We start from the raw sequence: 7,552 nt of genomic DNA on the forward strand, positions 1-7,552 counted from the left end.
TCTCGACATCATGCCAAGTTTCTCGTGCTCCTCGAAGCGCTCAAACCCTTGTCCCGCGCGGGCTTCGGTTACTATGCGCCCCATTTTCTACCCACACGAATTCCTGAAGACCCCATTTTACGAACATGGCTTTGCAACCACGCTACTAGATCCTCTCGGCTGAGCTGCCCCGCAGCCAAGGCGAGCACCAATTGTTCCTGCTGGTCGGTCGAAGCATCGATCGCAAAGCCGTTGAGGATCAGGAGCGTTTCCATCGCGGCGTGGCCAACCCGTCTGTTTCCGTCAACGAACGGATGGTTCTTGACCGGGGAAAGGCAAAGCGCGGCAGCTTTCTCGACCAGAGAGGGATAAAGGTCGTTGCCTCCGAAGGTCATCCGCGGCTGTGCGACAGCCGATTCGAGAACCGCGAGATCACGAAGCCCAAGATCCCCCCCGGCCTGCTCGACGACCATGCGGTGCAGCTCGAGGACTTCCGCGAGCGAGAGATGGCGCCTTCAGGCCAGACGACGGTACAGTTCCCGGTTCTTTTCCAAGACCCGCCGGGCGGCCTTGAAGAAGTCATCGGCCTCGTGCGCCAGCAGGTCTGAGATTGTTGCATGCGCCAGCCGTTCGGGGCTCACACCGAGGCGGTTCGCCTCGTCTCGCAGACGTTCCGTGTCCGCAGGTGAAAGGTCGACCGATACTTTCATGTGTTCTCTCGTGAATGTCAGCGTACCACGCGTCCTCCCACACTGCCAGGATAAGCCCAGCATCTGCCGCTCAGCTTGTCGACGTTGCCCAACGCTACGGTTCCTCTGACGCCGATGTCAGGGTTGACATCTCCAAAGTCGCAGGTCCCCGTCGCGACGGCAAAGGCGACGTTAGAAGGCAGCAGCAGGAAAACGAAGAAGCATGCGGTCGCTGCTGAACCGCCTGCGTGCGCTATTGGCGTCGCGTTCACCCCCTTACGAGTCTAACGTCAGGCATCAGTCGCGGCGCGTCTTTGTGCGCCGTCGGCTCGAAGGCCCCTGCTCGGCTCCCCCAGGAGGAGGGGTGCGGCGTTTCGCCACCAGCTTCCAGAAGTCGTCGTGCGGAATCGGGTCACCGCTGCCGCGCGTCTCTTCGAGGATGCTGCGAAAGATTGGGTTGTGTGCGAGCAGAAAACGCTCGCGGTCGTCGGGATCTGCCGGCACCGCGACGACCGCGACGACCGGCTCACCGTGGCGCGTCACGATGACGGGCTCTCCACCGCGCGCGGCCTCGATCATTTCGCTGAAGCGGGCCTTTGCCTGCGCCACACTAGTCCTCATACTTCACCTCCCGGCCCCGGATCATGAGCCGGTTTCGATTCTTCAATCCGATCGCCTCGACCAGAACGCGCTGAGGCTCGTCCGGATCGGAGCGGTAGAAGACCCGCAGCCGGTTCTGCGGACCGAAGCGAGCCTCCCATACTTCTCCGAAAGGAGACTCCCGAAGAAGGGACTTGCGATTCGTCGTCTCGGTAAAGGGCTCATACGACAACTGCACTTCGATGGTCGTCCGGATCAGACTCCAGTACTTTGTCTCGATCGTCTCCAAATGGCGCACCGTTTCCGGCTGGTAGACGATCTGGAACGCCGGCTTCTTTCTCGCCATCCGACATGAGTATGACTATAACTCTGGTCATATTCAAGCCATCTCCGGGTGTTCTCTCTGCCGCCACCGCCGAACGGGTGGATGCTTTGGTTCGGCCTGCGTCTCTTGCTGCTCGGCGGGTGTCATCGAAGTTCCGTCAGCACCTTACTGCTCGCGGGTCCGCTACCTTCAAAGGTCCGGACGGAGCCGGCCTGTTCGAACCATCGGTGCCGGCGCGGTGCGAACATCTCGTACGCAAGGTCGCTGGAGTCCGCGGGCGGCAGCAAGCCCACGGGAATCTCGACGAAGCCATACTCCTCTCGACATATAGGAAGCGAGCTTCCGCACTTTCCGCAGAACACGTGGCGATACAACGGGGGTGTCTGAAGAAGTGGCGCGTCGTACCACCGCAGCACATCCTCGCCGCGCAGCCACCGAAAGTGATCCAAGCGAGCGCACATAGTGGCCGCCAAACCTGATCCGTAAGCCCTTTGGCACCGACCGCAATGACAGACTTCAACGCGCGTGACCGGCCCCGCAACCTCGAACGCAACGGATTCACACAGGCAATGCCCGCAGGTCATCAGCGCCTCCTCATCGGATGTTGCACGTCAGGAATCGCCGAACGCGGAGCATCAGCCGCGGCGCTTCTTGGGCGCCGTCGGCTGGATGCGTTTGTTCGGCCGTCGGTGTGCAAATCCGGCTGGTTCACGCTCCGGTCTGCGCGGGGGACGAGTGACAGTGGCGTGACCTTCCCGTTCTTGCTGCTCGCGGAGTCGTCGGCAGAACTCCGCCAGATCATATCCGGCAGCGGCAAAGAGTTCTTCGCGCACCCTGCGAACCTCCGCCACGATCGGATCTTCCCAGCGTTCCTTCTCCTCTGGTAGCGGTTGTGCCATGTCAATCTCCCATGAGCTCGTCGGGCGTACACAAAATGGGCGGGAAGTACCCGCCGTCGCGGCACGCACGCTCGACAGTCGGTCGCAGCTCGGCGTTGGCGATGTGCGTCGAGTTCCAGGTCAGCAGGAAGTCGATCCCGTGGCAGGCGGCAGCAGCAATGTGAACCGCATCGGCGGCCGCCCGGCCGGGCAACTGGAGCGCGTCGGCCACGGCCTGCGCGAGCCGCGTGATGTCCGGCGTGATGTCGAGAAGTTGGCGGGGGGCCAGAATCTCAGCACGACGAGCCGCCGCCTCCGGGTCACCCGCGCGTGCCTCGGCAACCACAGCCTCAGAGACGTACACATTGAACGCCCTGCGACGGCGCGCCCACCACTCCCGCGTCAATTCCTGGCGAGCCGCGGTCACCAGATCACGACTCGGCCGCGCGACCAGGTAGCTGATGATCGAGGTCTCCAGGTACACCGAGCGCGCCATGGAAACAACCTAGCCGGATCCCGCCGAAACGTCACGCGCCAGTGCGGGGGCGACGCCCAGACTGGGCCGATAGGGATGCGCGGCAACGTCGTTCATCGCTCTTGCCGCCGAACGGCTTGCGCCTCAGCCGCGCGCACGCTTCTTGCGCGTCGGCTGCAGGCGCTTCGGCCTTGGGTTTCCTAGGTCATCGAGTCTGACTCCATCTCCCGCGCGCAAGCTCGCCCTCGCCTGGGCGACGCGATGAAGGAACCTGGGGTCGTTCTCCAGGCGATAGTCGAACCAATCCTCCTCGGATTCAAAACCGATCAGAATGCCAGCCGCCTTCCCGTGACGGGTGATCACGATCTCCTCCCTGCCGGCCATCCGCAGATAGCGCGACAGGTCATCCTTCATTGCCGACAGAGCTACTTCCTTCATTTGCTAGACTCCTCTTCGGGCAAAATGCGTGCACCGGACCGCCCGAGCCATTCGGCGGCCTTTGCCTTCGGTATGATTGCAAGCACCTCCACCACGCCGTCGCTCACGTCGTAGAAGACGCGCGTGTCATCGACGCGCAGCCGGTACTGAGGCCGCCGCATCCCGCGCAGCCGTTTGATGCGGCTCCGGCTCGTCCTTGTCGGCTGGTACCGAAGGTGCTTTTCCATGCCGTCACGGACTGCCGCTCGGTCATATGCTGACAATGCCTCGAAATCCTCCTTCGCCTCGACGGCAAGAATGATCTCGTAGCGCATTCTGGCTAGATTCTAGCCAGAACCAGACTCGGGGTAAAGAGAATCGTCCAGTCCGCCGCGCCCCTGAAACCGCCCCTCGCACAGCCGAACGCCGCGGCGCTCAGCCGCCGCGGCCAGACGCCCGCTTCGCTCTCCCCGAACCCGCGCGTGGCCGCGGCCGGGTGGAGCGCCCTGCGCGGCTTCGCTTGGCAATCAACTCCCGAATTGCAGGCACGAGCTCGCAGGGAACCTCCATCAGCGTCTGGGTAGCGTCCTCTGCCGCGGCCTCGTCCTCGGCGAGCGCCTCCTCCTCCGACTGCTGCTGGTAGTGCGCGAGTACGCGCTGAACGCGTGCCACGTTCCAACCGGCGGGGAACCTACTCTGTTTCATCGCTTTCCCTTCCTTCGCCTGCGCCTACGATACGCGATCAGAGGCTTGCCTACCAGATCGTATGCGGTGATGGCGAACACACTGTCCGGTTCGGGATCTGGAACGTAGATGACGCGCAGGTATCGCCCGGCGCGGGTTTGGCCGACGGCGATCCGCGATCCTTCACGACCGGGCCGGTCTTCGCCGGGGCCATCCAGAACATCTTCGACTTCCTGCTCATCCACGTCGTGATTGTAGATGTGCGGTTCGTCGGTCTCCGGATCGATGTAGTACCGGACGTTCGTCGCTGGGCATCATACCTGCAGTGCCCGTTGAAGCCGAACGCCCAGATCTCACCCGCCGCGGCCAGAGCGGAACCCCCGGGTTTGGCTAGGTTGGATGCGCGGATGCGACGGCGCCGTCGCGTCATTCAATCGTGCATGCCAAGGGATAGGAAATCCAAGGAATAGCACGCAGTTCATGGAGGGGGGACGGTGAAGTCTGGGCAGGCCTGATAAGAATAGTCAATGCAACGCTCCAGAGTGCCGTCCGCCGCCGCGATGCATGCCGAGGTATCGAAAAAGATACAGCCATTGACAGGATTGCCCTTTCCTTTCGCGAGACGGACACCGTGTTGTCCTGTATCTGGATTCCAGGCCTCACTGGGTTCGACCCATTCTAGTTGAAACGAGCAAAATGTACCGGTCCCAACGTAAGGCAGCGAAGGAGACGCATAGTATCCTGGATCCGCCATGTAGTACTTATTCCACCGGGCTGTAAGCCGATTCGGATTACCACCGAAGGCCCAGACGTCTTTCACGTCGCTGACCGGAAACGAATACACACCACTCAGCGGCTCACAGGTTTGCGTGCTCGTCGGCGTACCTGTCGGAGTCACCGTCGGTGTTGGGGTGACGGGAGTAGGCGCTGCCGTTGGTCTTTCGGTCGGCGTCTCGGTCGGCGTCGGCGCCGGTGTAACACACACGTCCGCGCCGGCGCGGCACGCTCCGACGAAGCAGGCGTCTGGCGCGGTGCAGGCGTCGCCGTCGTCGCAGGGCGTGCCGGTGAGCAATGCCGGCGCAATAAGATTCGGGATGCATCTACCAAAGTGGCAGTTGTTCTGCGTACATGCATTCCCGTCTCCGCACAGGTTCCCGTCGGGACAGAACCAGTTTACTGCGCAGGGCACAGAAATCGCGAGGTTCAAGACGGTGAACTGTTCGAGGATGAAAGCCTCGCAAGCTGCGGCGGCCGCAAGGCACGCGGGCAGCCCCGGTGTAGCGCATGTCAAGACAGCGGTACCACATGCGGCCATGAACCCAGCCAAGTACGCCACGTCGTTGATGATACACGCCAGCTTGAAGTTACACTCTCCGTAGGGGTCGCATGCCGAGGCGCCCGTCGTTCCGGTCCGTTTCAGGCGCCCCGATGCCTCTGCCACCTGACCGTGCGAGGTCACTGGCTCGGCGCTGCCCGTCGCGCTGATACGAACCCCCCCGCTCGCATCGAACAAAGTAATTCCGCCCTGTGCATCCCTAAAGACGAGGGAAGAAACCCCGCCGGGCTCTGAGTAGATCAGCCCGAGGGTGCTCCCCCCGTCAGCTGCGGTGGGATTCCCTAGGCTTGCGATAACCGCTCGTTCCCCAACATACGTACCTGCGCACGAAACTGCGTTAAGGGTGTTCAGGTATCCAAGTGAGCGAGCGTGAGCGAGGAGTCCATCCCAGCTGTGCGCCGGTGCCGAGCTGAATGACCCTAGATCCATCGGCGTACATGGTGGTTTGTCGATGACGGCGACCAGGTCCGCCGCAGAGAGCCACCCGTCGCGGTTGATATCCGTTATTCTCGAGCAGGTGGAGCAGAAAAGAGAGGAGGTGACCACGGTTACATCACCCAGCATCGTCGCGGCCGCCTCGTGGACGGAGAGAAGCAACGCAAGGCCGCAGATCAGATCGACTCGCGCTTTGAGTGTCCGCACGCGAGAATCCTTCATTGTTCCACTACCACCCACGGACCGACACCGAACGCTCAGCCTTCAGCCGCGGCGCGTCTTTCCGCGCCGTCGGCTGGAAGGCTCTTGTTCGGCCACTCCCGGTGCTGGTTTCCCCGTGCTCTTGGCTGCCCGTAGTCGGCGCATCCAGTACCCGGGGCGCCGCCTGTGATGCGCGACGGCAACCACGAAGACGTGATCCGCGTCCACGCGGAAGAGCACGTTGAACGGGAAACGCCGCACCGGGCACTTGTGGATGTTGTCTCGCAGAATCGGGAAGACGAGCGGGCCCTTTCCGATACGGTCCTCTGCACGCTGGACCGCGCGAAGGAAACGCCACCCAAGGCCCTCCCTGCGTCGCTCATACAGCCGTGCCGATTCGAAAACCTCGTCGTCCGCCTTTGGGTGGTAGATGAGCTCCGTCACTTGAGAGCCAACAGACCTGCGCGCGCGCGTTCGTGTACTTGGGCGGGCGTACGACCCTTCACCCGGCCGGACCGAAGCTCCTCATAGCGCAACTTCGCTTCCTCGATCCATGCCGCCTCAACGTCGGCTTCCTGCTCGTCGTCGAGACTATCGAGAAGCAGATTCACCAGCCGTGCTCTCTTCCGCGGTGGCAATCCAAGGGCCGCCTGCTCCAAGTCGGACTTCCTCGCCTGCATCTCGCAAACCTCCAGTTCTCTGGCTAGCACATCGGCGTGCATCAGCCGAACACCGCGGCTCAGAACGTGTGAAAGAATTCGATTGCATAAAGAGATCCGATCTTGCCAGCAGGTGCGTTTGGAGACTACACCGCTGGCGGTTCTCTTGTCAGCTCCCTGTGGAGCTCATCGCTTCGCTCTTGATCGCACCTCCTTGATCTTCCATCCGTCTACTCCTGCCCTGTGCCGGCGCTCAGGTGGCCCACTGCGGCCGCCAGCACCGGCGCATCCAAAGCTGCACGTTGTGGGTCAGACAGGCCCAACGCGCTTCCATCCCCACCTTCGTCACCCCGCGTAGTCGAAACTGCCTCAGCCCAAGCTTGCTCTTGATCCATAGATTGGGAAACTCGGCCACCGCTCCACGTCGAGCGTAGATCGCTTTGGCTGGCTCGGTCTCCATCCGTTCCGCGAATTCCTGAACCGCCGCGTCGTCTACCCGCCGGGTCAGGGAGCGTCCCGCGGCCTTCGCCGTGGGACAGCACCGCTCTTTGAAGGGACAGACTTGGCAATCCGTAGCCGCCGCTTGGTACTGGTAGATGGTTTGTCCAATGCGCCGTTCCTTGCCACTGTAATGCAGCGTCTTGCTCGCCGGGCAGCTGTAGGTGTCCGTGGCCTCGTCGTAACGAAATGCCGCGGGATAGAACGCCTCGTCCACACCGCGGCGCTGCATTTGCCCTGCCGAGGATCGTACTTCCGGTACCGGCCCGATCAACTCGATCTCCTTGTCGTCTAGCGCCACGATGTTCTCGCGGTTCACAAAGCCCCCGTCGACCACCATCTGCTTGGGCCGTTCATCGACATTCTCTTCGACGCG

The 7,552-nt window shown here is 62.3% G+C and carries 11 protein-coding genes; 1 reads left to right on the top strand and 10 read right to left on the bottom strand.

Features of this window, described 5'->3' with window-relative positions:
* Positions 1-71: 71 nt before the first annotated feature.
* From L6Q96_22605 to L6Q96_22620, 4 genes are all read right to left on the bottom strand, one after another.
* Entirely contained in the window at positions 72-452 is a 381-nt protein-coding gene (locus L6Q96_22605) for a type II toxin-antitoxin system death-on-curing family toxin (protein MCK6557341.1), read from the bottom strand.
* 42 nt (positions 453-494) lie between these two features.
* On the bottom strand, positions 495-689 hold the full coding sequence (locus tag L6Q96_22610) for a DNA-binding protein (protein MCK6557342.1): 195 nt from the start codon (positions 687-689) through the stop codon (positions 495-497).
* 276 nt (positions 690-965) lie between these two features.
* Positions 966-1,289, bottom strand: coding sequence for a type II toxin-antitoxin system prevent-host-death family antitoxin (locus L6Q96_22615; GenBank protein ID MCK6557343.1), 324 nt, complete (start codon positions 1,287-1,289; stop codon positions 966-968).
* On the bottom strand, positions 1,279-1,614 hold the full coding sequence (locus tag L6Q96_22620) for an addiction module toxin RelE (GenBank protein ID MCK6557344.1): 336 nt from the start codon (positions 1,612-1,614) through the stop codon (positions 1,279-1,281). Before L6Q96_22620 ends, L6Q96_22615 begins: the two co-directional genes overlap by 11 nt.
* A 725-nt stretch (positions 1,615-2,339) precedes the next feature.
* Here L6Q96_22620 and L6Q96_22625 point away from each other — a divergent pair.
* The gene (locus L6Q96_22625) at positions 2,340-2,480 is read left to right on the top strand and encodes a hypothetical protein (GenBank protein ID MCK6557345.1); all 141 of its coding nucleotides are present in this window, start codon (positions 2,340-2,342) and stop codon (positions 2,478-2,480) included.
* A gap of 13 nt (positions 2,481-2,493) precedes the next feature.
* Here L6Q96_22625 and L6Q96_22630 read toward each other — a convergent pair whose 3' ends face one another.
* The 6 genes from L6Q96_22630 to L6Q96_22655 all read right to left on the bottom strand — a co-directional run.
* On the bottom strand, positions 2,494-2,967 hold the full coding sequence (locus L6Q96_22630; protein MCK6557346.1) for a type II toxin-antitoxin system VapC family toxin: 474 nt from the start codon (positions 2,965-2,967) through the stop codon (positions 2,494-2,496).
* Positions 2,968-3,090: 123 nt separating this feature from the next.
* Entirely contained in the window at positions 3,091-3,384 is a 294-nt protein-coding gene (locus tag L6Q96_22635) for a type II toxin-antitoxin system Phd/YefM family antitoxin (protein MCK6557347.1), read from the bottom strand.
* The gene (locus tag L6Q96_22640; GenBank protein MCK6557348.1) at positions 3,381-3,698 is read right to left on the bottom strand and encodes a type II toxin-antitoxin system RelE/ParE family toxin; all 318 of its coding nucleotides are present in this window, start codon (positions 3,696-3,698) and stop codon (positions 3,381-3,383) included. The genes L6Q96_22635 and L6Q96_22640 overlap by 4 nt, the downstream gene beginning before the upstream one ends.
* A gap of 100 nt (positions 3,699-3,798) precedes the next feature.
* Positions 3,799-4,068 carry a hypothetical protein gene (locus tag L6Q96_22645; GenBank protein ID MCK6557349.1) on the bottom strand — a complete coding sequence of 90 codons (270 nt, stop codon included), beginning with the start codon at positions 4,066-4,068 and terminating at the stop codon, positions 3,799-3,801.
* A 2,391-nt stretch (positions 4,069-6,459) separates the two neighbouring features.
* Positions 6,460-6,741 carry an addiction module protein gene (locus tag L6Q96_22650; protein ID MCK6557350.1) on the bottom strand — a complete coding sequence of 94 codons (282 nt, stop codon included), beginning with the start codon at positions 6,739-6,741 and terminating at the stop codon, positions 6,460-6,462.
* A 190-nt stretch (positions 6,742-6,931) separates the two neighbouring features.
* The coding region (locus L6Q96_22655) for a transposase (protein MCK6557351.1) at positions 6,932-7,552 on the bottom strand (621 nt) is incomplete at its 5' end.

The sequence above is a fragment of the Candidatus Binatia bacterium genome (assembly GCA_023150935.1).
Taxonomy (GTDB): Bacteria; Desulfobacterota; Binatia; order HRBIN30; family HRBIN30; genus JAKLJW01.